The sequence below is a fragment of the Mesorhizobium sp. WSM4810 genome, from assembly GCF_055811235.1.
Genome location: NZ_JBVVQV010000017.1, coordinates 39,503 through 60,673, shown reverse-complemented (window position 1 = coordinate 60,673; position 21,171 = coordinate 39,503). Strand labels below are relative to the sequence as shown.

General features: G+C 64.2%; 25 protein-coding genes and 3 pseudogenes. 11 read left to right on the top strand and 17 right to left on the bottom strand.

Translation table 11 applies throughout. The annotated features are described in order from the left end of the window. Window positions 1-122: 122 nt before the first annotated feature. From AC0L3O_RS22855 to soxA, 8 genes are read left to right on the top strand one after another with little or no spacing between them, the layout of a single operon-like run. On the top strand, window positions 123-593 hold the full coding sequence (locus AC0L3O_RS22855) for a (2Fe-2S)-binding protein (protein WP_023798506.1): 471 nt from the start codon (window positions 123-125) through the stop codon (window positions 591-593). Window positions 594-604: 11 nt separating this feature from the next. Next, window positions 605-2,779 carry a xanthine dehydrogenase family protein molybdopterin-binding subunit gene (locus AC0L3O_RS22850; RefSeq protein WP_473616666.1) on the top strand — a complete coding sequence of 725 codons (2,175 nt, stop codon included), beginning with the start codon at window positions 605-607 and terminating at the stop codon, window positions 2,777-2,779. Further along, window positions 2,766-3,110, top strand: a complete 345-nt coding sequence (locus tag AC0L3O_RS22845) for a c-type cytochrome (RefSeq protein WP_473616665.1) — start codon at window positions 2,766-2,768, stop codon at window positions 3,108-3,110. Before AC0L3O_RS22850 ends, AC0L3O_RS22845 begins: the two co-directional genes overlap by 14 nt. After that, window positions 3,097-4,377, top strand: a complete 1,281-nt coding sequence (locus tag AC0L3O_RS22840) for an FCSD flavin-binding domain-containing protein (RefSeq protein WP_473616664.1) — start codon at window positions 3,097-3,099, stop codon at window positions 4,375-4,377. Before AC0L3O_RS22845 ends, AC0L3O_RS22840 begins: the two co-directional genes overlap by 14 nt. A 5-nt stretch (window positions 4,378-4,382) precedes the next feature. Continuing rightward, window positions 4,383-4,826, top strand: a complete 444-nt coding sequence (gene soxX / locus AC0L3O_RS22835; protein WP_473616662.1) for a sulfur oxidation c-type cytochrome SoxX — start codon at window positions 4,383-4,385, stop codon at window positions 4,824-4,826. A gap of 53 nt (window positions 4,827-4,879) precedes the next feature. Beyond that, window positions 4,880-5,329 carry a SoxY-related AACIE arm protein gene (locus AC0L3O_RS22830; RefSeq protein WP_287239656.1) on the top strand — a complete coding sequence of 150 codons (450 nt, stop codon included), beginning with the start codon at window positions 4,880-4,882 and terminating at the stop codon, window positions 5,327-5,329. Further along, window positions 5,329-5,649, top strand: coding sequence for a thiosulfate oxidation carrier complex protein SoxZ (soxZ, locus tag AC0L3O_RS22825; protein WP_023798501.1), 321 nt, complete (start codon window positions 5,329-5,331; stop codon window positions 5,647-5,649). Before AC0L3O_RS22830 ends, soxZ begins: the two co-directional genes overlap by 1 nt. Continuing rightward, window positions 5,649-6,428, top strand: a complete 780-nt coding sequence (soxA, locus tag AC0L3O_RS22820) for a sulfur oxidation c-type cytochrome SoxA (RefSeq protein WP_473616661.1) — start codon at window positions 5,649-5,651, stop codon at window positions 6,426-6,428. The genes soxZ and soxA overlap by 1 nt, the downstream gene beginning before the upstream one ends. 27 nt (window positions 6,429-6,455) lie before the next feature. Here the strand turns inward: soxA and AC0L3O_RS22815 are convergent, their stop codons facing one another. From AC0L3O_RS22815 to AC0L3O_RS22765, 11 genes are all read right to left on the bottom strand, one after another. Next, a complete protein-coding gene (locus AC0L3O_RS22815) occupies window positions 6,456-6,587 on the bottom strand; it encodes a hypothetical protein (RefSeq protein WP_023798499.1) in 132 nt (43 codons plus the stop codon). Between the two features lie 18 nt (window positions 6,588-6,605). Then, window positions 6,606-6,794, bottom strand: a complete 189-nt coding sequence (gene ccoS / locus AC0L3O_RS22810) for a cbb3-type cytochrome oxidase assembly protein CcoS (protein WP_128168220.1) — start codon at window positions 6,792-6,794, stop codon at window positions 6,606-6,608. Beyond that, entirely contained in the window at window positions 6,791-9,049 is a 2,259-nt protein-coding gene (locus tag AC0L3O_RS22805; RefSeq protein ID WP_128168221.1) for a heavy metal translocating P-type ATPase, read from the bottom strand. The genes ccoS and AC0L3O_RS22805 overlap by 4 nt, the downstream gene beginning before the upstream one ends. Before the next feature lie 3 nt (window positions 9,050-9,052). Further along, on the bottom strand, window positions 9,053-9,871 hold the full coding sequence (locus AC0L3O_RS22800) for a DUF2189 domain-containing protein (protein WP_287228108.1): 819 nt from the start codon (window positions 9,869-9,871) through the stop codon (window positions 9,053-9,055). Between the two features lie 11 nt (window positions 9,872-9,882). Then, window positions 9,883-10,029 (bottom strand): hypothetical protein, encoded by a 147-nt coding sequence (locus tag AC0L3O_RS22795; RefSeq protein ID WP_473536626.1) that lies wholly within the window; start codon window positions 10,027-10,029, stop codon window positions 9,883-9,885. Window positions 10,030-10,073: 44 nt separating this feature from the next. Beyond that, entirely contained in the window at window positions 10,074-10,955 is an 882-nt protein-coding gene (gene ccoP / locus AC0L3O_RS22790) for a cytochrome-c oxidase, cbb3-type subunit III (protein ID WP_128168224.1), read from the bottom strand. Beyond that, window positions 10,946-11,116, bottom strand: coding sequence for a CcoQ/FixQ family Cbb3-type cytochrome c oxidase assembly chaperone (locus AC0L3O_RS22785; RefSeq protein WP_023798493.1), 171 nt, complete (start codon window positions 11,114-11,116; stop codon window positions 10,946-10,948). The genes ccoP and AC0L3O_RS22785 overlap by 10 nt, the downstream gene beginning before the upstream one ends. A gap of 14 nt (window positions 11,117-11,130) precedes the next feature. After that, complete coding sequence (ccoO, locus tag AC0L3O_RS22780) at window positions 11,131-11,883, bottom strand: cytochrome-c oxidase, cbb3-type subunit II (RefSeq protein ID WP_023798492.1); 753 nt, start codon at window positions 11,881-11,883, stop codon at window positions 11,131-11,133. A 3-nt stretch (window positions 11,884-11,886) separates the two neighbouring features. After that, window positions 11,887-13,527 carry a cytochrome-c oxidase, cbb3-type subunit I gene (ccoN, locus tag AC0L3O_RS22775; protein ID WP_287228107.1) on the bottom strand — a complete coding sequence of 547 codons (1,641 nt, stop codon included), beginning with the start codon at window positions 13,525-13,527 and terminating at the stop codon, window positions 11,887-11,889. 26 nt (window positions 13,528-13,553) lie between these two features. After that, window positions 13,554-14,009 carry an Rrf2 family transcriptional regulator gene (locus AC0L3O_RS22770; RefSeq protein WP_128168226.1) on the bottom strand — a complete coding sequence of 152 codons (456 nt, stop codon included), beginning with the start codon at window positions 14,007-14,009 and terminating at the stop codon, window positions 13,554-13,556. A 144-nt stretch (window positions 14,010-14,153) separates the two neighbouring features. After that, entirely contained in the window at window positions 14,154-14,597 is a 444-nt protein-coding gene (locus AC0L3O_RS22765) for a group III truncated hemoglobin (RefSeq protein WP_128168227.1), read from the bottom strand. A 164-nt stretch (window positions 14,598-14,761) separates the two neighbouring features. Between AC0L3O_RS22765 and AC0L3O_RS22760 the strand changes: the two genes are divergently transcribed. After that, window positions 14,762-15,025, top strand: coding sequence for a DUF1858 domain-containing protein (locus tag AC0L3O_RS22760; RefSeq protein ID WP_128168228.1), 264 nt, complete (start codon window positions 14,762-14,764; stop codon window positions 15,023-15,025). Window positions 15,026-15,335: 310 nt separating this feature from the next. On the opposite strand, the pseudogene AC0L3O_RS22755 reads toward AC0L3O_RS22760, so the two are convergent. Then, window positions 15,336-16,045 (bottom strand): annotated as a pseudogene (locus tag AC0L3O_RS22755) (Crp/Fnr family transcriptional regulator). A 172-nt stretch (window positions 16,046-16,217) separates the two neighbouring features. Between AC0L3O_RS22755 and AC0L3O_RS22750 the strand changes: the two are divergent. Continuing rightward, the gene (locus AC0L3O_RS22750) at window positions 16,218-16,661 is read left to right on the top strand and encodes a pseudoazurin (protein WP_023798487.1); all 444 of its coding nucleotides are present in this window, start codon (window positions 16,218-16,220) and stop codon (window positions 16,659-16,661) included. 584 nt (window positions 16,662-17,245) lie between these two features. Here the strand turns inward: AC0L3O_RS22750 and AC0L3O_RS22745 are convergent. Next, window positions 17,246-17,695 carry a pyridoxamine 5'-phosphate oxidase family protein gene (locus AC0L3O_RS22745; RefSeq protein ID WP_023798485.1) on the bottom strand — a complete coding sequence of 150 codons (450 nt, stop codon included), beginning with the start codon at window positions 17,693-17,695 and terminating at the stop codon, window positions 17,246-17,248. A gap of 268 nt (window positions 17,696-17,963) precedes the next feature. On the opposite strand from AC0L3O_RS22745, the gene AC0L3O_RS22740 reads away from it, so the two are divergent. After that, window positions 17,964-18,590, top strand: a complete 627-nt coding sequence (locus tag AC0L3O_RS22740) for a class I SAM-dependent methyltransferase (RefSeq protein WP_128168230.1) — start codon at window positions 17,964-17,966, stop codon at window positions 18,588-18,590. A gap of 47 nt (window positions 18,591-18,637) precedes the next feature. Here the strand turns inward: AC0L3O_RS22740 and AC0L3O_RS22735 are convergent, their stop codons facing one another. From AC0L3O_RS22735 to AC0L3O_RS22720, 4 genes and pseudogenes are all read right to left on the bottom strand, one after another. Continuing rightward, the gene (locus tag AC0L3O_RS22735) at window positions 18,638-19,363 is read right to left on the bottom strand and encodes a NapC/NirT family cytochrome c (RefSeq protein WP_023798483.1); all 726 of its coding nucleotides are present in this window, start codon (window positions 19,361-19,363) and stop codon (window positions 18,638-18,640) included. Between the two features lies 1 nt (window position 19,364). Further along, window positions 19,365-19,862: a nitrate reductase cytochrome c-type subunit gene (locus tag AC0L3O_RS22730; protein WP_287239543.1), complete on the bottom strand. Its 498-nt coding sequence runs from the start codon at window positions 19,860-19,862 to the stop codon at window positions 19,365-19,367. Beyond that, window positions 19,835-20,671: pseudogene (locus tag AC0L3O_RS22725) on the bottom strand (molybdopterin dinucleotide binding domain-containing protein); the annotation flags it as partial. The pseudogene AC0L3O_RS22725 and the gene AC0L3O_RS22730, both read right to left, overlap by 28 nt. Then, a pseudogene (locus tag AC0L3O_RS22720) lies at window positions 20,671-20,994 on the bottom strand (copper-containing nitrite reductase); the annotation flags it as partial. The pseudogenes AC0L3O_RS22720 and AC0L3O_RS22725, both read right to left, overlap by 1 nt. Window positions 20,995-21,171: the final 177 nt, after the last annotated feature.

Below are 21,171 nucleotides of genomic sequence, written 5' to 3'. Positions count from 1 at the left end.
CAAGGTTCTGCGACAGCTCCCGCCTAACTTGGCCCCGTCGCTAGCCGGGACGTCCGGTCTTTGTCGCCAGGGGCGGCATCCAGACTCGATCCTCGCCAGCCTTTGATCGAAAGGATTGCACAATGGCCAGATTGATCATCAACGGCACGCCACGTGACATCGAGGTCGATCCGGACACGCCGCTGCTGTGGGTGATCCGCGAGCAGATCGGGCTTACCGGAACGAAGTACGGTTGCGGCGTTGCCGCCTGCGGCGCCTGCACCATCCATATAGACGGCGTCGCCACGCGCTCCTGCGTGCTTCCGGTGAGCGCGGTCGAGCCCGACCAGCAAATCACCACCATCGAGGGGCTTTCGCCGGACAGCTCGCATCCGGTCCAGCAGGCCTGGCTGGCGCTCGACGTGCCGCAATGCGGCTACTGCCAGGCCGGCATGATCATGGCTGCGGCGGGTCTGCTCATGCAGAACCCGAACCCCGCGGACGAGGACATCAACGCCGAGATCACCAACATCTGCCGATGCGGCACCTACAACCGGGTGCGCGCCGCGATCAAGCTGGCCGCCAAGGCCGGCGAAGCCACGCAACGCGGTTGAGGAGAGCAGTCATGAACGCCACAATTTCCCTCTCCCGCCGCAGCTTCATCATTGGCGTGGCCGCCACAGCCGGCGGCTTGTCCCTCGGATTCAACGTGCCGTTCATCAAGCCGGCACTGGCCGATGGCAGCGAGGCGGCGCCGGAGATCAATGCCTGGGTGGTGATCAGGCCCGACGATACGGTGGTCATCCGCATTGCCCGCTCCGAGATGGGGCAGGGGACACTGACCGGCCTTGCGCAACTCGTCGCCGAGGAGCTGAACTGCGACTGGTCCAAGGTCACGACGGAATATCCGTCGCCGGCCCAGAACCTGGCGCGCGACCGCGTGTGGGGCAATTTCTCGACCGGCGGCAGCCGCGGCATCCGCGAGTCGCACGAGTATGTGCGCATTGGCGGCGCCGTTGCGCGCGAGATGCTGATCGCCGCCGCGGCCGCCGAATGGGGCGTCCCGGCCAGCGAATGCACCGCAAGGATGGGCATGGTCACGCATGCAGCGTCGGATCGCGCCACCTTTTATGGACAGCTGGCTGCCGCCGCCGCGCGAATGACGCCGCCCGCCAATGTCACGCTCAAGGACCCGAAGGATTGGACCATAGCCGGCAAGCCGCTGCCGCGGCTCGACACGGCCGACAAGCTTAACGGGAGCCAGGTCTACGGCGCCGATCTCAAGCTGCCGAACATGCTCAACGCGGCGATCCGGGCCTGCCCGTATTTCGGCGGCAAGGTGGAGAGTTTCGACGCGGCGGCGGTGGCGGGCATGCCGGGCGTGCGCACTGTCGTTCAGGTCGACGAGACCGCCGTTGCGGTTGTCGCCGACACCTGGTGGCGGGCGAAGACCGCTCTCGATGCCTTGCCGATCGTCTGGGACGAAGGTCCCAACAGGCAGGTCACCAGCGCCTCGATCGCGGCGATGCTCGAAGAGGGACTCGCCGCAAATGACGCCTTCATCGGCGCCAGGCAAGGTGACGCCGGTGCTGCCCTGTCCGCCGCCGGCCGGACGGTCACGGCGACCTACGCCTTCCCCTACCAGAACCACGCGACCATGGAGCCGATGAACGCGACGGCGCTCTACACGCCGGAGCGCTGCGAGGTGTGGGTGCCGACCCAGAATGGCGAGGCCAGCCTTGCGGCAGCGGCCGAGGCCGCCGGCCTGCCGGTGCAGCAATGCGAGGTGCACAAGATCCATCTCGGCGGCGGCTTCGGCCGACGCGGCAACTTCCAGGACTATGCGCGCCAGGCGGTCAGCATTGCCAAGCAGGTGCCGGGAACGCCGGTAAAGCTCATGTGGTCGCGCGAAGAGGATATGCTGCACGGCGCCTATCACCCGACCACCCGATGCCGGCTGACGGGCGCGCTCGACGCGGACGGCAATTTGACCGCTCTGCACATGCGCATATCCGGCCAGTCGATCCTTGCCGCGGTGCGGCCGCAGGGCATGCAGAACGGCATGGACCCGGTGGTCTTCCAGGGCCTCGCCCTCAGCGGCACCGAAGGCACGCTGGGCTATACGGTGGACAATCTGCTTGTCGACCATGCCATGCGCAACCCGCCGATCCCGCCAGGCTTCTGGCGCGGCGTCAACCTCAACCAGAACGCGCTTTACGTCGAGTGTTTCATGGACGAACTCGCCCATGCGGCCGGCGTCGACCCGCTCGCCTTCCGCCGCAAGCTGATGGCCAAACATCCAAAACATCTCGCGGTGCTGGAGGCGGTTGCCGAACGGATCGGCTGGGACACCCCGCCCGCGGCCGGCATTCACCGCGGCCTGGCGCAGATCATGGGTTTCGGCAGTTATGTGGCGGCGGCAGCGGAGGTTTCGGTCACCGATGGGCAGCTCAGGATCCATCGCATCGTGGCGGCCACCGATCCGGGTCATGTCGTCAACCCGGCACAGGTGGAGCGGCAGGTCGATGGCTCCTTCGTCTATGGCCTTTCCGCCTGCATCTACGGCGAATGCACCGTCAATGGCGGGCGCATGGAGCAGGAAAACTTCGACAGCTACGAGGTCCTGCGCATGGCCGAAATGCCTGATGTGGAGACGATCATCCTGCCGTCCGGCGGCTTCTGGGGCGGCGTCGGCGAGCCGACCATCGCGGTCGCCGCGCCGGCCGTCCTCAATGCGATCTTCGCCGCCACCGGAAAACGCATCCGCACGCTGCCGCTGAAGAACCATGACCTCGCCTGATATGAGGCGCGCGAAGAACAGGCCTGGCGGACGGGCGCTCGCGCCTGTCCTGCTTGCGGCGCTGGTAGCCAGCGCGCCGGCATGGGCCGACGCGGCGTCAGGTGCCGCGGCATGCACCGGCTGTCACGGGCCGGCGGCGCTCGGCTCAGCCATCCCTTCGCTCGACGGCCACGCGGCAGACGACATCGTCGCCCAGATGCAAGCCTTCCGTTCCGGTGAGCGCAAGGCAACGGTCATGGACCGCATCGCCAGGGGATTTACCGAGGAGGAGACGCGCGCCATCGCCGAATGGCTCGCTAAGCCGGAGGCCGCACGCCATGCCCAGCCGTAGAGCCCTGATCGGCGGCGTGGCGGCCAGCGTCGCCGCGGCCGTCCTTGCCGCGCCGCAGCTGCGCGCACAGACCCAGCCCGGCGTGATCGTCGTCGGCGGCGGCTTTGCCGGGGCAAGCTGCGCCCGCGCGCTGAAACGGCTGGATCGCGGTCTTGCCGTGACGCTGATCGAGCCAGAGGCCGCCTATCTGGCCTGCCCGTTCAGCAATGCCGTGATTGCCGGGCTACGCGGCATCGAGGCACAGACCTTCCGCTATGACAAGTTCGGCCGCTATGACCAGTTCGGCGACATCGCACTGGTCCGCAAGCGGGCTGTCGCCGTCGATGCCGAGCGCCGGCGTGTTCGGCTGGAGGATGGTACCGACATCGGCTACACCAGGCTGGTGCTGGCGCCCGGCGTCGACCTGCGCTTCGACGCCTTGCCGGGCTACGACGAGGCGGCGGCGGCGATCATGCCGCATGCCTGGAAGGCGGGCGCGCAGACGCTGCTGCTGCGCGACCAGCTCGCGGCGATGCCGGACGGTGGGGTCGTCATCGTCGCCGCGCCAGCCAATCCGTTCCGCTGCCCGCCCGGTCCCTACGAGCGGGCAAGCCTGATCGCGCATTATCTCAAGACCAGCAAGCCACGCTCCAAGCTGATCATGCTCGACGCCAAGGACGCCTTTTCGAAGCAGCGGCTGTTCGAAGCGGCCTGGCAAGAGCTCTATCCCGGCTTGATCGAATGGGTGCCGCTGTCATCGGGGGGCAGGGTGACGGAAGTCGACCCGGCGACAAGGACGCTGGTGACCGAGTTCGGCAATCACAAGGCCGATGTCGCCAACGTGATCCCACCGCAGCGTGCGGGCGTGATTGCGCAGTCGGCCGGCGTTGCCGACCAGACGGGCTGGTGCCCGATCGACCCGGTCAGCTTCGAGTCCCGCCTGCAGCCGGCGATCCACGTCATCGGCGACGCGGCGATCGGCGGGGCGATGCCGAAATCCGCCTTCAGCGCCAACGCCCAGGCAAAAGCTTGCGCCGCGGCGGTCGCCGCCCTTGTCAGGGAGCGGCCGCCGGCGCAGCCGAAACTCATCAACACCTGCTACAGCCTGGTCGCGCCCGGTTATGGGATTTCGATCGCCGGCGTCTACCAGCCGCGTGATGGGCTGCTTGCCGAGGTGGAGGGTGCGGGCGGCACCAGTCCGCTCGAAGCGCCGCTTTCCGTCCGCGAACTGGAAGCGGCCTATGCGCAGGACTGGTTCCGGACGATCACCAATGAAGTGTTCGGATGATGAGGGTGGCTTTTCTGGCTCTGATGGGATTGCAGCTTGCGGCCTCGCCCGGTGCCGGCGAGGAGACGGGGTCCTACGTCGTGACCGGCGATGCGATCATGCAGCCTCTGGTCGGCGGCAAGGGTGATCCGGCGCGCGGCGCCGCGCTGATCGCGGACCGGCAGCGCAGCCTCTGCACGCTCTGCCACAGCGGGCCGCTTCCCGACGCGCATCTGCACGGCACGCTGGCGCCCGACCTGACCGGCGTCGGGGCAAGACTTTCGGAAGGCCAGATCCGGCTGCGCGTGGTCGACATGAAGCGGCTGGTGCCGAACACGATGATGCCTTCCTACTATCGGGTCGCGGATGAGCAGGGCCGGCGCGTCGCCACCGTCGGGCGCAGCAAGCCGATCCTGGGCGGCGCCGATATCGAGGATATCGTCGCCTATCTCACGACGCTGAAGGGGTGATCATGCACCAAGACCCGCTTCGAGTTTACGCTGGCCCGGGAGTTTACGCAGGCATGGTCGGACGGCGGCAGTTTCTTCGGGCCGGCATGACCGGCCTGCTGGCGATCAGCCTGCCGCGCTGGGCCGTTGCCCGTCCGAGCCTCGAGGAAGCGATCCGGACCTTCACCGGGGGCGCCAACGTTCTCGACGGCCGCGTCCGGCTCGACCTGCCGCCTCTGGTAGAGAACGGCAACGCGGTCGGGATCACAGTCGTCGCCGAGAGCCCGATGACCGAAGATGACCATGTCCGGCGCATCGCGGTCTTCAACGAGAAAAACCCGGAGGCGAATGTCGCGGTTTTCCACCTCGGGGCGCGCTCCGGCCGCGCCATGGTCTCGACGCGGATCCGGCTCGCGACCTCGCAGGTCGTTGTCGCGGTCGCTGAGATGAGCGACGGCAGCTTCTGGTCGAGCCGGGCGAGCGCCATCGTCACGCTGGCCGCCTGTATCGAGGACCTTTCATAATGGCGCGCGCGCTCGTCAATGTGCCGAAAGTGGCCAGGCAGGGCGAAGTCGTCGAGATTAAGGCGATGATCGCCCATCCCATGGAAACCGGCTATCGTATCGGCCCGAACGGCTCCAACATCCCCCGCGACATCATCCGCCGTTTCACCTGCACCTACAATGGCGAGGAGGTGTTTTCGGCCGATCTCTTTCCAGCGGTATCGGCCAATCCGTTCATTGCCTTCACGCTCGTTGCCACGACGAGCGGCACGATCGACTTCACCTGGACCGACGATGCCGGGAAGACCCAAACGGCGTCGGCGACGATCACGGTGAGCTGATGCGCGCCCTCTGGGGCCTGGTGGGGACTATCGCGGCGGTCGTCTGCGGCATTGTCTCTGCCGCCGGCATCGAAGACGTCGAGAAGCGCTCCGGCTTCGACTTCATGACGCCGCAGACGCAGGCGCTGCAGGCCGACGACATGAGCAATCCCGGCATGCTGTGGGTGCTGCAGGGCGAACAGCTCTGGCAACAGGCGCAGGGCAGGGCGGATGTCGCCTGCTCCGGCTGCCATGACGATGCCCGCCAGACGATGCGCGGCGTTGCCGCGCGCTACCCGGCCTTTGACGCGGCGACCGGCCGGCCGATCGACCTTGCCGGGCGCATCAACTCCTGTCGAGCGGAGCGGCAGCAGGCCGAGCCGCTGGCGCCGGAGTCCGACGCTTTGCTCGCCCTGACGGCCTATGTGACGCATCAGTCGCGCGGCATGCCAATCACACCGGCGACCGACGCCCGGCTCGCGCCGTTTCGCGACAACGGCCGGCGTCTGTTCCAGAGCCGCATCGGACAGCTCGAGCTTTCCTGCGCCTCCTGCCATGACGACAATTGGGGCAAACGGCTTGGCGGCAGTGTCATCCCGCAGGCGCATCCGACCGGCTATCCGCTCTACCGCCTGGAATGGCAGACGGTCGGTTCGCTGCAGCGGCGCCTGCGCAACTGCATGATCGGGGTCAGAGCCGAGCCCTTCGCATTCGGCGCAGCCGAACTCGTCGACCTGGAGCTCCATCTGACGGAGCGGGCCCGCGGCCTTCTGGTCGAGACGCCGGCCGTGCGGCCGTGATGCCGGGCTGTGGCCGTCGTTTCCTGCCTAGAACAAAGCGGCTATCACCGCGATCAGGGCGACTGCAAGCGCGACAAGGCTTGGAACCATCACCGCAACGCCGGACACAGTCGCCAGCCCCGCTATCCAGTCAAATTTTCTGTCGGCAGTTTCGCCCATTGTCGCTTCCCTTAGAGATCAACGCCTGTTCGGTGATGGCTGTTCCACATCCGGCAGCGGGGTGTCGGCCGCCTCGTTGAGAAGCACCCGCTCCGCTGCTCCGTCCAGGTCCTCGAGCTGGCCGCTTTTCATCGACCAGAGGAAGGCGAGAAGCCCAACCAGGCCCATGCCGAGTGCTACGGGGACCAGCCAGGCGAGCAGGCTCATGCAGCCTCCGCGAGATGAGTGGACGTCACGCCACCTTGTATTCCTTGCGGATCTCGGCTCGGACCCGAAAGACGAAGCGCATTGGCAACCACCAGGATGGATGATGTGGACATCGCCACCGCCGCGACCAGCGGCGTAACGTGGCCTGTAACCGCGAGCGGGAGGGCCAGCGCATTGTAAAGGATGGAGAGCCCAATGTTCTGGGTGACGAGCTGCCTGGCCTTGCGGGCAATGGTGATCGCTTTCGGAACGCTGTCCAGGCTGGAGCCCAGGAACACGAGATCGGCCGCGTTGCGCCCGACGTCCGCGGCCGAGGAGGGCGCCATCGACACGTGAGCCGTTCCCAATGCGGGCGCGTCGTTGAGGCCGTCACCGACCATCAGCACCTTGCGGCCCTGCGCGCGCAGGACTTCCAACCGCGCGACTTTGTCGCGAGGAAGCATCCCGGCAGTGGCTGCTGCTACGCCGAGCATGCCTGCCACCTTCCTTACCTCCGTTTCCACGTCTCCGGACAGGATCTCGACGCCGAGGCCGAGACTGCGCAGGCGCTTTGTAGCGGCGGCGGCTCCGAGACGGAGGCTGTCGGAAATCCGGAACGCGCCGAGGACGCGGCCGTCAGCCGACAACCAGGCTTCGGCCGAGGCGGAACCGGCAGTGGAGCGGGCGTCGACCCAAGATTGGCGGCCGAGCCTGTAAACGCGGCCGCCGACCGTGCCTTCGATGCCGTTTCCGGGCTCCTCCCGAATCTGCTCGACGGCAGCCTGCCCGGCCGGATGCAGCGCCGCCACCGCTCGCGAGGCAGGATGCCGAGAGAACCGGGCAAGCGCGGAGGCCGCTTCGATCTCGTCGTCCGGCACCGTGAAAGACGCCACTTTTGTCAGGCCTGAGGTGAGCGTACCCGTCTTGTCCAGTGCGACGTGATCGACTTCGGCCAGCCGTTCCAAAGCCGCGCCGTCCTTGAGGGTCACACCGAGAGCGAAGAGACGCCGCGCAGCGACGGCTTGGACCATCGGCACGGCCAGGCCCAACGCGCATGGGCAGGTGATGATGAGGACGGCGATCGCCACCGTCAGTGATCGGTGCAAGTCTCCGGTGGTGATCATCCACCCTGCAAAGGTGGCGAAGGCAAGCAGATGGACCACCGGCGAATAAAGCGAGGCGGCCCGGTCGGCGATGCGCCGATAACGGGCGCGGCCGCCTTCGGCAGCCTCCATCAACCGCATCATGTCAGCAAGGAAGGACTCTTTCTGAGGTCGGTCGACACGCAACGTCAGCGGCCCGTCGAGGTTGAGCGATCCCGACAGCACGCTGGCCCCCGGTCGGACCGACTCCGGGGCGGACTCGCCCGTCACAACCGACAGGTCGAGCGAGGCGTTTCCGGAAATTACGGTGCCATCGGCCGGCACGCGCTCTCCCGCGAGAACAAGGACAGTCTCGCCGCTGCGGATAGCGGATACGTCGCGATATTCGCGTTCGCCATCGGGCGTGAGCACCGTGGCGCCTCGCGGCATCATCCGCGCGAGCGACCTGACCGCTTCGCGAGCGCGTCCGCGCATCGCCTGGTCCACAGCGCGTCCAGCCAGCAGGAAGAACAGCAAGGATGTCACCGCATCGAAGTAAGCATGGGCTCCGCCCGTCACCGTATCGTATGCGCTGAGGCCGAATGCGAGCAGCACGCCGACGCTGATCGGCACGTCCATGTTCGTCCGGCCGCCGCGCAGGGCGCTCCACGCGGAAGCGAAGAAAATCCGGCCCGAATAGGCCAGCGTCGGCAACGCGAGGGCCGTGGAGATCAGGTGGAATGCGTGCCTCGTGCCGGCGTCCGCTCCCGACCAGACCGAGACGGAAAGAAGCATGATATTCATGGCGGCGAAGCCGGCAACGGCCGTGGCGCGCAGCAAGCGGCCCATCTCCGGATCGCCGTCTCCGTTCTCAGGCTCGGCGAGTGTTGCTTCGTAACCGGCTTTTCGAAGCGTTTCGATCATCGGCGGCACGGCGCCGTCCCGCCGCCACTTCACTACGACACGTTTTGCGGTCAGGTTCACCCGTGCGGAAACGATGCCCTCGACTTGGCTGAGCAAGCCTTCGATCGCGCCGATGCAGCCTGCGCAATGCACCTGAGGGACGGAAAAGTCCGTCTGAATCGTACCATCGTCGAGATCTCGGCTCGCAAAGACCACCTCTTGCGAGACGATCTCGCGCCGCCCGGGCCCAATCATCAGGGCCGCCTCGGATCCCGGCGCGCAGCAACTCATCGATCAGGCCTCCGGCCGGGCCACTGCCCGGTAGGCGTGCCATGTCGCGTGTCCGAGCAGCGGGAAGATGACGATCATGCCGATAAGGCCAGTGGCGACGCAGATGCCGAAAAGCACGAGCACCATGGCACCCCAGGCGATCATCGGCGGCAGGTTGTTCCACACCATTTTCATGCTCGTGGCCATCGCGGTCAGAGCATCGACGCGCCGGTCAAGCAGCATAGGAACGGCAAACACGCTGATCGAAAACGCGAAGGATGCGAACAGACCGCCGATCGCCGTTCCTATGATCAACATCGCCCATCCCGACGGCGTGCCAATCAGTATCCCGATCACATTGTCGAGGCCCGGAAACGCCGTCACGCCAAAAAACAGCGCCCACAGGAGAACCGCCGCCCGCATCCAGAGCAGCATCAGGAGACAGAGAAGCAGGCCCGTGAAGAAGATCTGCGCGCCCGCTCTCGGTCGCACATGAAGCATCGAAGCAAGCCCGATTTCGCGGCCTTCGCCGATCGCGCGGCTCTTCTCGTAAAGCCCGATCGCCAGGAACGGTGCGACGATCAGGAAGCCGGCAAGCGATGGGAACAGGATATAGTCGCGACCGAACTCGACGAGGGTCCACACGAACGCCACCGAAAGCACGAAAACGCCGACACCGTAAGCGAGGCTGGAGGCGGGGCGGGTCCAGAAATCGCGCCAGCCCTCAGCGAGCCAACGCAATCCTTCCAGGACCGGAAGGTGGCGTTGAAGCTTGGGATCCCGGGTTTCCCCGATGCCGGATGTCTCGCTCAGCAGCCAGTAGGATTCGTCGGCCTCGCCCATGTCTTTCTCCTTCAGCAGGCTGACTTGGCGGCGCGATATCCGCCGCCGTCGCTGGTATCCTTCACGTGCGCCACGCAGTCCGGCTGCGATTGGAACGCCACGTAGACAAGATGCGCGTTGGCGCCGGCGAAGAGCAGCAGCCCCGCCGGGACGAGCAACCAGAGGATCCATCCGCCGGGAAGGCGAGTGCTTCTGCGGGGGGTCATGGCTGGCGCGTCCCCAGGTCATGGACAAAAAGCGCAAGTGTCCGAATTTCCGCGGTGGTCAGCCGCTCGTCCCAGGTCGGCATGTGGCCTTGCCGGCCACCGTGGACGGAAGCGATGATGGTGTCCATGCTTCCGCCGTAGATCCAGTACGCGTCGGTCAGGTTCGGCGCTCCGACCTCGCGATTGCCTTGCGCGTTCTCGCCATGACAGGCCGCGCATGTCGTCACGAAGACTTCCTTGCCGGCGTTGATGCGGCCGAGGTTCTGCGGTGTCGAGGTGTCGGGATTTGTCAGCGAGTAGACATAGGCGGCAACGTCGCGCACCTGGTTCCGGTCGAGCATGTCGTCGCGGCCGAAAGCAGGCATCTGCCCGATACGGCTTTCGGGATGGGCGGTGTTGATGCCGACGCGCATCGTCTGCTCGATCAGCTGGGGACCGCCGCCCCACAGCCAGTCGTCGTCCGTGAGATCGGGATAGTTCGCGCCGCCCTTGCCGTCGCGTCCGTGGCAGGCGGCGCAGTTGTCGCCGAACAGCTGCTGCCCGGTGTGACGGACGGTCTGCATCAGAGCTTCGTCCGCCATGATGGCGTCGTAAGGTTCGGATTCGAGCCGGGCCGTCCAGGCGGCGCGCTCGCGCTGGCCTTCAATCACCCGTGCTTCAACCGTCGTCTGCTGATCAACGCCTAGAAGCCCTTTGGTGTATGTCGTTCCCAACGGCCATGCCGGCACAAGGAACCACCATGCGAGCGCCCAGATATGCGTGACGATCAGGAACATCAGGACCCCGCGCGGGACCGGCGTGTCCAATTCCTTGATGCCGTTCCACTCGTGGCCAGTCGTTTCGCGGCCGGTAGCGGGATCGCGTTCGCTTACTTCCATGGCTTGTCGTCCCGATCGAGGATGCTGGTCTTGGCCCTGTCGAAACGTTTTCGGTTGGACGGCCAGAAGGCGTAGACAACGACACAGAGGAAGAAGCCCATCAGGTAGAAAAGGCCCCAGCTCTTGGACAGGGCAACGAGCGTGTCGTGGTCGAAATCCATCATCGGTCCTCCCGTCAGCTTTCCGGGTCCGGCTTCTTTTCCGGCGCCGCCGTATCCTCGTACGCGGCTCCCGTCAGCCTGCCCAGCACCTGCAGGTAGGCCACCAGCGCGTCCATCTCGGTGACGTGTGTGGTGACGCCGTCGAATGCGCTCACCTGGGTTTTGTCACCATACCGCTCAGTCACCCCGCTTGAGAAATCAGTGTCGGGGGTCGCCTGCCCGTAGGCGTCGCGGGCAGCGTTTTCCACCATCGCCTCGGTATAGGGTACGCCGAGTGCCCGCTGGGCCGCCAGATGCTGCGGCAGGTCGTCCGTCTTCAGCGTCGTGCGGGCAAGCCAGGTATAGGCGGGCATGTTCGATTCCGGCACGACGTCGCGTGGATTCGTCAGATGTGCGACATGCCAGAAATCCGAATATTTTCCCCCAACACGCGCAAGGTCGGGTCCGGTCCGCTTCGACCCCCAGAGCATCGGCCGGTCGTATTGGGATTCCACGGCGAGCGAATACGGACCGTAGCGCTCGACCTCGTCGCGCAGGGTGCGGATCATCTGACTGTGACAGGCGTAACAGCCTTCACGGACATAGATGTTGCGGCCCGCGAGCTCCAGCGGGGTGTAAACCCGCATGTCGGGCGCCTGCTCGACGGTTTCGTCGATGGTGAACAGGGGAGCAATCTCGACGATGCCGCCAACGCTGGCCGCAGCTATTATTCCAAGTACGAAGAGGATCGCGGACCGCTCGATCTTGCGGTGGAAAAGTTCAGGCATCCGTCATTCTCCCGGTACTGCGGCGGGGATGACGGGTGCGTCTGTCTCACGGGCTGCCGCGAGCGGCACCATACGGACCGTCATCCAGATGTTGTAGCAGCCGACCAGTGCGCCCAGCAGGAACAGCAGTCCGCCGATGGCGCGGGCAATATAGTATGGATACATTGCCACCAGTGAATCGACGAACGAATAGGCGAGAGAGCCTTCCTCGGTATAGGTTCGCCACATCAGACCCTGGATGATGCCGGAATTCCACATCGCGAAGACGTAGATCAGCGTTCCGGCGATCGCGAGCCAGAAATGGACCTCGACGAGCGCGGCCGAATACATCCGCTCGCGCTTCCAGAGCGCCGGGACGAGCGTGTAGACGGAGCCGAAGGTGATGAGCGCGACCCATCCCAACGCTCCGGCATGGACGTGGCCGACTGTCCAATCAGTGTAGTGCGAGAGAGAGTTCACCGGTCTGATCGCCATGAACGAGCCCTCGAAGGTGGAGAGCCCATAGAAGACTGCCGCGGCCATCATGAATCGCAGGGTCGCATCGTTACGGACCCGGTGCCAGGCGCCGTTGAGGGTCAGCAGCGCGTTACCCGCGGATGCCCACGAAGGCACGAGAAGCATCACGGAAAAGGTCATGCCGAGCGTTTGCACCCAGTGGGGGAGCGCGGTGTAGTGCAGGTGGTGGGAACCCGCCCACATGTAGAAGAAGGTGATGCCCCAGAAGCTCAGGATCGAGAGACGGTAGGAGAAGATCGGTCGCTGCGCCCGGACCGGCAGGTAGTAGTAGAGCATGCCGAGAAAACCTGCGGTGAGGAAGAACGCAACCGCGTTGTGGCCGTACCACCACTGGACCATCGCATCCTGGACGCCCGGCCAGATCGTGTAGCTCTTGGCGTGCCCCCAGGACACCGGCAGCGCGAGGTTGTTGACGATGTGCAGGATGGCCACGACCAGGATAAAGGCCATGAAGTACCAGTTGGCGACGTAGATGTGCGGCTCTTTCCGACGCGCGATCGTGGCGATGTAAAGAATGAAGTAGGTCACCCAGACGATCACCAGCCACAAGTCGGCGTACCACTCGGCTTCCGCGTACTCCTTCGACTGGGTGGTACCGAGCAGATATCCGGAAATGGCCAGAACACAGAACAGGTTGAAGCCGAGAAGCACGAACCAAGGGCTTATCTGGCCGGCTAGCCGCGCGCGAGACGTGCGCTGCACGACGTGGAAGGATGTGGCAATGAGTGCGTTGCCGCCGAACCCGAAGATGACGCCGGACGTATGCGTTGGCCGCAGCCGCCCGAAGCTGGACCAGGCCGCATCGAAGGCGAGGTCTGGCCAGGCGAGCTGCGCGGCCACCCACACGCCCATGAACATGCCGAAGACAGCCCAGGCCATCGACAGCACGATCCCGACCTTGATGGGATCGTCGTAATAGGAGACTGCTCGGTCTTCGGTCGGTTCGGCGCCGTAGAACGACGACATGAGGAGGTAGATTACGACGCCCGCGAAAAGCATGACGATGACGCCGTGCACCCCGAGAGTGTCCGAGCGTCCGAGGGCGGCCATGGCGAGTCCCGCGAGCGCTACTGCCACCGCGATGAGCAAGGCGTACTGCCGTTCAGAGGATTTGAGGTTCGATATCATGCATTCCCTCCAGGTACGGCATTAGCTCAGGCAACTTCCCCAGAAACTCTGTGCATTTCAAGCAACTCCACCAGTTCGGATCTGTTTGCGGCTATGTCAGCCAGAGTATAGCCATCGAAGACAGCGAGAAACGCCTGCAGCGCCTTGACGACGACGCCCTCGAGCCGGCAGGCAGGGGATATGACGCACAAGCCGCCATCCCTGCGCATACACTCCGTCAGAGCGAAGTCGTCTTCCATGTGCCGCACGACCTCACCCAAGTTGATGTCCTCCGGCCGCCGGGCGAGCGCTATGCCGCCGGTGCGCCCCCGAGCCGTGGTGAGGTAACCCAGTCGCCCGAGCCTGAAAGCCACTTTCAGGAGGTGATTGCGTGATATCCCGTATGCCGCGGCCACGTCGGTTACTCGGCACGGTCTTTCCCGGTGGACCGCCAGGTAGATCAGCATCCTGAGCGCATAGTCCGTCTGAAAGGTGAGACGCATCCCGCGGATTCCTGGTTCTCATCGCAGAAAGAACCCACCCTAGCAGGCTGTCAGCTAGACGAAAATGCGACGTCAGCGCGAGCATGCCCGCCCACGCTACGAAAGCCGTCGTCTCGGCGGGAAAAGCCTGCCCTTCCGCGTTTATCATCCCGCCGCCCCCGCGGTCGGGCGATCAAGCCGGAAAAACATGGCGACCTTCAGGCTCCGCGCGATCCTTTCGGCGCGGTCGACGAACACTTCGGCTACCTCAGGCGGGCATCGCTCTTCGACGGTTTTGCGGAAATGACCGAGCCATATGTCGAAATCCTCCTCGCGCACCTGCTTCAGCTTAAGGTGCGCAGGCACGGGGCGGCCGCTGTACGCGCCATTCTTCAGAATGACCGAACACCAGAAGTCGGTCATCTTCTCCAGATGCGGTTCCCAGTCGCCGTGGATTTCCGCAGCGAAGATGGGTCCGAGGCGAGTATCCGACCTGACGCGGACGTAGAAATCGCGGACAAGCGCGGCAATGAACCCGCGGTCGACCAACGGGTGGGACAGCGGCATTTCCGCCTGCGGGCGGGCGCGATCGTAAACAGCAGAATTCATCGCAGCACACAAAGTGGTATCGTGCCTGCTACTTTTAGGTGCCTGACTTCCGCACGGCAAGCGCGCAATTCGTCCCAGCCCGCTCGTTCCGCCATTTGTTTGCGCCTGCGCAAAGTTCCGGGCGAGGCGGACGGTTTAGATGGCCTTCTTTGGAGACGACTATCGTGAACCAACCTGAAACCATCGATCCCGATATGATGGTCGACGAGATCATGCGGCGATGGCCGGCAACCATAAGGGTGATGATCCGCAACAGAATGCTCTGCATCGGCTGTCCGATCGGAATCTTCCATACGGTCGCCGACGCATGCCACGCCCATCGGGTCGACCTGGAATCCTTCTCCCAGGAACTTCTCGAGGCGATAAGCAGCGATCCGCTTGCGAACGCGCCGTCGGCCTTCCTCGGTGATGGCGTCGCGGCGCTCTGAACCGCATGCGCCGCATGCGGCACGCTCCACCCGGAGAGGCAGTTGGCAAAATAGCGGATCCGTCACCGAGATCATTGGAATTCCAAACGTTTGGCTGATGTCGATTACCGCTCGCGGCTGAATGCGACTTGATCCAGATCAAATTTTGCGCGACGCGACCCGGAATTGGCCAACATTCACCTCGCCCTTTTCGAAGAAGTCGGCTTCCGACGAGAATCGACGGTAGGAACTTATCGGAACCCCCGATTGCTCCCATTCTACAAAGCTCGTATTGAACGCGCCCGTTTATGCCAGCGACGTGACGGCGGCGCTATGCAGCCGGCCCCTTGCGCCTGTTCTCAGACACCAGCATGAGCGCATGCGGGTCAGTCACGGTGACCTTCTGGCGCCCGCTCCTTACAATATACCCTGGTCTTCCCAGGCGCTGAGCAGCCTGCTGACCGTATGCAGCGTCGTTCCGGTCATCTCCGCGATGTCCTGACGCGTGATTGGAAAGTCGATCTCGATCCCTTCTGGCGTCTTTCGTCCGGACTGGCTGACGATACGCAGCAACGCGTGGGCGATGCGCTGCTCGACCTGCTGGGTCGACATCTCCATGACCTGCGCCTGGGTTTCCTGGAGGCGGGAACCGATCGTGCGGTAGGCACTGGCCCCGAACGTCGGGAAACGCGATTGCAGTTCTGCCCACGCGGAATTGGGCCAGGCGAGGACGACGCAATCAACCGCCGCGACCGCGGACGCCGGATAGGTCGTCCTGCCCATTGCGATGGCGATGCCGAAGAGTTCACCCTCGGTGATATATCGAGCGATCACTTGATGCCCTTCGGGCGAGGTGCGGACGACGCGGATATGACCCGACAGGAGCAGGAAGAAGGACGTGGCCTCCTCCTCTTGTCCGAAAACCTCCAAATCCTTGGGAAAGCGGGAGGACCGCGCCCGAGAGAGAATAGCATCGAGGTCTTTGCCGTCGAGGCCGGCAAACGCGGGCAATCCCGAAATCAGGGACCTGTCGAGAGGCATTGTCTTCGCTTCCAGTCTGGGGCGCTGTTCCTGTGGGGCGCTGCTCCTGTGGGGCGCCGCTCCTGTTCGATTTCTAGCGGCTATTTGCGCCAGCGCAAACTGCCTGTTGGCGACACGCACTAATAAAGCCTTCAACGGCATTGGAGCCGCATACCAGGAAAGGACCAGGAAAATGAAGAAGCTCATCGCAGCGCTGGCGCTAGGCGCGGCCGTCGCGATCGCAGGCGCGGCTGGCGCGGCCGAAATCGAGGTCACGATGCTGAACAAGGGCGAGAAGGGTGCGATGGTGTTCCAACCCGACTTCGTCAGCGCCGCCCCCGGCGATACCATTCGCTTCGTGCCGACCGACAAGGGCCACAACGTGGAAACGATCAAAGGCATGCTCCCGGAAGGCGCCGAGGCCTTCAAGAGCAAGTTCAACGAGGTCTTCACGGTAACGCTCGATAAGGAAGGCGTCTACGGCGTCAAGTGTGCGCCGCACTACGGAATGGGCATGGTCGCCCTGATCGAGGTGGGCCAGCCGGTCAACCTCGACGCAGCGAAGGCCGTCAAGCAGACCGGCAAGGCCAAAGCCGTGTTCGCCGAACTCTTCGGCCAGGCCGTGGCGGCCAGGTAGCGCGGGCCAACAGACGCGAAATGGCGCGGACGGCGGGGGCCGCGTCAAGGAGGCGGAAGTGATGGACCGAGCGGACAGGCAGGCTTGGCGCCAAGGCGCGCCGAACCACGATCCCGCGATCAGGAAGGAAACGTCGCGGCGATATGGCCGCTGCCACCCGGGCCACAGCTTCGCCAACCTCGTCCGTCGGTCTTCCTTTTCCAAGGAGGACCGGCGGCTCTTGGAAAACTGACTGGGAGCCGGAGGCCGCGCCAAGCCTCGTTGCTGATCCCTTGCGAAGGTGACCATCCGCGAAGCTTCACATCCAGGACGTTGGGCCACCTTCCCAGCGCAGGTTACAAGCGCCACCACCGCCGCACGTGATCCAGAGAGAACCGTTCACGCGGGGGCCGTGACGGACTGCTATTGAGTTGAACGCTTCCCGTTTTGGTTTCGTGGCAGCTGCCGCGCCGGATGACGCTGCTTGTCTTGATCTGACAGTGCGTCTGGCGCCAAATGCACTGGCGGCCGTCAGGAAAGCGTTCGCCCTGCTGGTCGAGTAGCTGCTTGGACGCTCGACGTCGACGCGCATCCGCCGCTTTGCCTCATTTCTCATGGGCCTCCCGCCCGGACATCCGCTCGACATGGATTCGAAAGAAGACGTGCGAAGCATGGTCGACGAGCGGTGCAACGACGGGCTTCAGCGCGCCGGGTTCCCACCAGTTGGCGTGCTGGCTAAGCAGAGACCAGGCCCGGTCGCGCTCTCGTTTGATGTCAATGCGGTCGGGCAACTCCTCGAAGCGGCCTTCGGCGACGACGCTCTTCCAAGAACGGGCCTCACCTTTTTCTTCGACCAGAAGCGCCACTTGAGGGTTGCCCCGCATGGTGTCCAGCTTTCGGCCCGGCATAGTGAAGGAATAGGTGCATCTATCGTCGTAGGCGTAGTAGATTGGTACAAGGTAGGGCTGGTTACCGGACGAGCAGGCGAGCCGCGCGAGCCGGTTCTCAGAAATCAGGGCGGTGCATTGGGCGAGGGATAGTTGTCGAATTATCATGGCGGAACTCCTCATCGAAGTCTCACAATGCGCGCGTCGCACACAATCGTCGTTGTCTCAGATCAATGTCCCTCGTTGACAACTCCCGACCAAACGTCGCTTCGAAGTGTCAATCAGCGTGGCTGCCCGGTAGTGTCTCAGATCGAATTTCTGTTATGGCTGGGAAGCAAATCGCCCGCGACGTCACCAACTCCGAAAGTCTAAGGGGCGCAACGGGCTGATGGCCCTCTCGCCATCGGTCCTCTTGTCTTGAAGGAGGAGCGCCAGGATGAGCACCGACCGGGATACCGTGCGGGCCTATGATACGGTCGCGGCGGAGTACGCTGCCGAGGCCGCGGCGATGCCAGAATGGGTCGCGACAGAGATCGATGCGTTCGTGACCGAGCTGGGTGGCTCTGGCAGGGTGCTGGAGATCGGAAGCGGTGGCGGGCGAGATGCACTTGAGCTTGAGAAGCGGGGGATCAGCGTCCGGCGCACCGACATTTCGAAGGGCTTCGTCGAACTGCTTCGCGAGAGTGGCTTCGAGGCCGACCTGTTGGACCCGCTGACCGAAGACCTGGCCGACCCGCAGCGTCCCGGCACGCCGTATGACGGGATCTGGGCCTGTGCCTGCCTGATTCACGTCGCGCGCGAGGATTTCGGCACGCTGCTTGCACGGCTTGCCGAGGCGACCCGGCCCGGTGGCCAACTGCACGCCTCGGTTAGAGAGGGCGATGGCGAGAATGTGTCCACACACGGCAGCGCTGCAGCGCCTCGGCGCTACGTCGAGACGTACTGGCGCGAGTCTGCCCTGCGGTCCGCACTCACAGACGCCGGCTGGATCGTCAGCGAGGTACGTCGGTGCATCGGAAAGCCCAATGATCGGTGGCTGAGCGTTCGGGCGAGGCGCACGTGACACCCACAGAGTTCTAGCCCCGGATGGAGCGGTGTACCGCCACCCGATCATCTGGAAGGCGCGCCGTCGTCCAAGCTCCACATCATTCCGTGCGGGGACCGCGCAGTCCTTTCCAGGCGATCGAATACAGAAGCCGCCGGTAGTTCCTCTCCCTCAAATTCGGGGGGAACTTTCCAGCCGGGATCGACGCCTTCCATGTTCGGCAGCTCGTGGGCTATGCCTTTGTGGCAGTCGATGCAGGTAGCCTCGCCAGACAGGAGGTAGCGTGTGTGGATCGTTGCCGCGCGTTCGGTTTGCTTGGACAAGTCCATCGCCACCGAGGAATGACAGTTGCGGCATTCGAGACTGTCGTTCGCTTTCAGTCGGGCCCATTCGTGCTCAGCCAGTTCACGCCTGTATTCGAGGAACTTCCTGCGGGTGTTGATGGTGCCGAAGATCTTGCCCCAGACCTCTTTGGAAGCCTGCATTTTCCTGGCGATCTTGTCGGTCCATTCGTGCGGGACGTGACAGTCCGGGCACGAGGCCCTCACTCCTGAACGGTTCGAGAAGTGGACGGTGCGCGTGAGCTCCTCGTAAACGTTCGTCTCCATCTCATGGCAGGAGATGCAAAACTGCTCGGTGTTGGTCAGTTCCAGGGCGGTGTTGAACGCACCCCAGAACATCACACCGCCGACAAAGCCGCCGAGCGTCAGGAAGCCCAGGCTGAGCGTCGCGGCGGGCGTCGCCAATATGCGCCAGGCCCATAAGGCGGCGGCCTTTAGCCGTGACCACATGCTACTCATCTCCCGCGTGGCCGACGCCCAGCTTGCTCATGTCGGTGAACGTGTTGCCGACGAGCGGTGCGGTGTTGGCCTGCGGCACATGACAGGCGGTGCAGAAATAGCGTCGGGGTGAGACGTCGGCCAACATCTGGCCCTCGCGGGTGATGTAATGCGTGACGCTGATCATCGGTGCGCCCGACCCTTGCGTGAACTCGCGCTTGTGGCACGACAGGCAGCGGTTCGTGTTGACCGAAAGCTGGTAGCCCTCGATCGAGTGCGGGATGACGGGCGGCTGGTCGGGATAAGCGCGCATCTTTCTGATATCGTCGACTGTCCACTTGGGCGCCGGATCAGCCGGAAGTTCGTCCATGGGCTGCGCTGCCCCGGTAAGCGGCGGGACGATCTCGGCCGACATTTGCGCCAACGCCGCAGTGCCGACGGCGAGCAGGCCTGCGGCGACAAGTGCGACGCGCGCGCGGCGCGTCAGACGGGCATGACCTTGACCGCGCATTTCTTGAAATCCGTCTGTTTGGAGATGGGATCAGTGGCGTCGAGCGTCACCTTGTTGATGAGCTTGCTGGCGTCGAACCAGGGCACGAACACCACGCCGCGCGGCATGCGGTTACGCCCCCGGGTTTCGACCCTGAGCCTGATCTCGCCACGCCGTGAAACGACCCGGACCTCGGCTCCCTGGTTGATGCCGCGCCGTCGCGCGTCGTCGGCGTTCATGAAGCAGACCGCGCCGGGAAACGCCCTGTAGAGCTCCGGCACCCGCATCGTCATCGATCCCGAATGCCAATGCTCGAGGACGCGTCCAGTTACCAGCCAGACGTCGTATTCCTCGTCAGGGGATTCCGCCGGAGGCTCGTAAGGCACAGCGAGGATCACTGCCTTGCCGTCTGGTCTGCCATAGAATTTTACGCCTTCGCCCGGCTTCACATAGGGGTCGAGGCCTTCGCGATAGCGCCACTTCGTCTCCTTGCCGTCGACGACGGGCCAGCGCAGGCCACGCACCTCGTGATAGACGTCGTAAGGCGCGAGATCGTGGCCATGACCGCGGCCGAATTCGGCATACTCCTCGAACAAGCCCTTCTGCAGGTAGAAGCCGAATTCGCGCGATTCCCTGTTTTCATACTCGGCGTCGAGTTCTCCTAATGGGAAGCGGTCGACCATGCCGTTCCTGAACAGCACGTCGAACAGCGTCTTGCCCTTATAGTCAGGATTGGCATTCAGGAGGTCGGCCGGCCAGACGTCTTCGGTGGTAAAACGTTTCGAGAATTCGACCAACTGCCAAAGATCGGAGCGCGCCTCGCCGGGCGCAGGTTCAACTCGACGTAATCGCCTTCATGGACGACCATCATCGGGCCGGGGATCGAGCCGTTGAAGGTCATGCCCTGCAGCACGGTGCCTTCGTCATCGATAGTGACGGGCTTTTCCTCGATGGTCATCGTGAACTCGACCACCTTCGGACCGCTCTTGGCCACCTGTTCGTGCGCATGCACGAAGGGCGGTGCGACGAGCGTGACCTGCTCGCGCGGCAGCGCGGCGATCTCGGTCTCATTCGCGAAAGCGGTCATCGAAGGCGTCGCGGCCAGCATGGCGGCGGCCGCTGCTCCCATCAGTGCCTGGCGACGCGTGAACATTTCGGTTCTCCTTGTGATCCATCGTTGTCGATGAGCGACTTCTACGCCCGCCATGACAGAGGAGTTTGTCCTGGAACAAACTCCCGATGGATTTTCGGGGGAGCGACCTGAAGGCGTATCTGCGGAGTTTGCTGCAGCGCAAATAGCTGACGGCCAACGCGGCTATGCAGTGGCTCC

Excerpts from the sequence above, each read along its gene's own strand:
- AC0L3O_RS22855 (WP_023798506.1), top strand. The coding sequence starts at position 123 with ATGGCCAGATTGATCATCAACGGCACGCCACGTGACATCGAGGTCGAT.
- AC0L3O_RS22850 (WP_473616666.1), top strand. The coding sequence starts at position 605 with ATGAACGCCACAATTTCCCTCTCCCGCCGCAGCTTCATCATTGGCGTG.
- AC0L3O_RS22845 (WP_473616665.1), top strand. The coding sequence starts at position 2,766 with ATGACCTCGCCTGATATGAGGCGCGCGAAGAACAGGCCTGGCGGACGG.
- AC0L3O_RS22840 (WP_473616664.1), top strand. The coding sequence starts at position 3,097 with ATGCCCAGCCGTAGAGCCCTGATCGGCGGCGTGGCGGCCAGCGTCGCC.
- AC0L3O_RS22830 (WP_287239656.1), top strand. The coding sequence starts at position 4,880 with ATGGTCGGACGGCGGCAGTTTCTTCGGGCCGGCATGACCGGCCTGCTG.
- soxZ (WP_023798501.1), top strand. The coding sequence starts at position 5,329 with ATGGCGCGCGCGCTCGTCAATGTGCCGAAAGTGGCCAGGCAGGGCGAA.
- soxA (WP_473616661.1), top strand. The coding sequence starts at position 5,649 with ATGCGCGCCCTCTGGGGCCTGGTGGGGACTATCGCGGCGGTCGTCTGC.
- AC0L3O_RS22815 (WP_023798499.1), bottom strand. The coding sequence starts at position 6,587 with ATGGGCGAAACTGCCGACAGAAAATTTGACTGGATAGCGGGGCTGGCG.
- ccoS (WP_128168220.1), bottom strand. The coding sequence starts at position 6,794 with ATGAGCCTGCTCGCCTGGCTGGTCCCCGTAGCACTCGGCATGGGCCTG.
- AC0L3O_RS22805 (WP_128168221.1), bottom strand. The coding sequence starts at position 9,049 with ATGAGTTGCTGCGCGCCGGGATCCGAGGCGGCCCTGATGATTGGGCCC.
- AC0L3O_RS22800 (WP_287228108.1), bottom strand. The coding sequence starts at position 9,871 with ATGGGCGAGGCCGACGAATCCTACTGGCTGCTGAGCGAGACATCCGGC.
- ccoP (WP_128168224.1), bottom strand. The coding sequence starts at position 10,955 with ATGGAAGTAAGCGAACGCGATCCCGCTACCGGCCGCGAAACGACTGGC.
- AC0L3O_RS22785 (WP_023798493.1), bottom strand. The coding sequence starts at position 11,116 with ATGGATTTCGACCACGACACGCTCGTTGCCCTGTCCAAGAGCTGGGGC.
- ccoO (WP_023798492.1), bottom strand. The coding sequence starts at position 11,883 with ATGCCTGAACTTTTCCACCGCAAGATCGAGCGGTCCGCGATCCTCTTC.
- ccoN (WP_287228107.1), bottom strand. The coding sequence starts at position 13,527 with ATGATATCGAACCTCAAATCCTCTGAACGGCAGTACGCCTTGCTCATC.
- AC0L3O_RS22770 (WP_128168226.1), bottom strand. The coding sequence starts at position 14,009 with ATGCGTCTCACCTTTCAGACGGACTATGCGCTCAGGATGCTGATCTAC.
- AC0L3O_RS22765 (WP_128168227.1), bottom strand. The coding sequence starts at position 14,597 with ATGAATTCTGCTGTTTACGATCGCGCCCGCCCGCAGGCGGAAATGCCG.
- AC0L3O_RS22750 (WP_023798487.1), top strand. The coding sequence starts at position 16,218 with ATGAAGAAGCTCATCGCAGCGCTGGCGCTAGGCGCGGCCGTCGCGATC.
- AC0L3O_RS22745 (WP_023798485.1), bottom strand. The coding sequence starts at position 17,695 with ATGATAATTCGACAACTATCCCTCGCCCAATGCACCGCCCTGATTTCT.
- AC0L3O_RS22740 (WP_128168230.1), top strand. The coding sequence starts at position 17,964 with ATGAGCACCGACCGGGATACCGTGCGGGCCTATGATACGGTCGCGGCG.
- AC0L3O_RS22735 (WP_023798483.1), bottom strand. The coding sequence starts at position 19,363 with ATGTGGTCACGGCTAAAGGCCGCCGCCTTATGGGCCTGGCGCATATTG.
- AC0L3O_RS22730 (WP_287239543.1), bottom strand. The coding sequence starts at position 19,862 with ATGCGCGGTCAAGGTCATGCCCGTCTGACGCGCCGCGCGCGCGTCGCA.